Annotated in this window: 1 rRNA gene; it reads left to right on the top strand. The window is 48.5% G+C overall.

Annotated features, from left to right (window positions below):
• Positions 1-460 precede the first annotated feature (460 nt).
• A 23S ribosomal RNA gene (locus QQK43_RS23750) occupies positions 461-668 on the top strand; the annotation flags it as partial.

The following is a 668-nucleotide window of genomic DNA, read 5'->3' as shown; positions in this document are numbered from 1 at the left end:
AAAACCAGCATTCTTAAGTTTAAGATCAAAGAGTCGGGCGGAAAAAGGGGAGAGCTCCCCGTTCCTGGTTCTCCTGTAGCTGGATTCCCCGGAACCACAAGAATCCTTAGAATGGGATTCCAACTCAGCACCTTTTGTTTTGAGATTTTGAGAAGAGTTGCTCTTTGGAGAGCACAGTACGATGAAAGTTGTAAGCTGTGTTCGGGGGGGAGTTATTGTCTATCGTTGGCCTCTATGGTAGAACCCGTCGGGGAGGCCTGAGAGGCGGTGGTTTACCCTGTGGCGGATGTCAGCGGTTCGAGTCCGCTTATCTCCAGCCCGTGAACTTAGCGGATACTATGATAGCACCGAATTTTGCCAATTCGGCAGTTCGATCTATGATTTCGCATTCATGGACGTTGATAAGATCCTTCCATTTAGTAGCACCTTAGGATGGCATAGCCTTAACGTTAATGGCGAGGTTCAAAAGAGGAAAGGCTTGCGGTGGATACCTAGGTACCCAGAGACGAGGAAGGGCGTAGCAAGCGACGAAATGCTTCGGGGAGTTGAAAATAAGCATAGATCCGGAGATTCCCAAATAGGTCAACCTTTTGAACTGCCTGCTGAATCCATGAGCAGGCAAGAGACAACCTGGCGAACTGAAACATCTTAGTAGCCAGAGGAAAAGA

This window comes from Hydrogenophaga electricum (assembly GCF_030160815.1).
GTDB classification, from domain to species: Bacteria; Pseudomonadota; Gammaproteobacteria; order Burkholderiales; family Burkholderiaceae_C; genus Hydrogenophaga; species Hydrogenophaga electricum.
The sequence above is the reverse complement of the archived record's forward strand: the minus strand, read 5'-3'. Positions and strand labels throughout refer to the sequence as shown.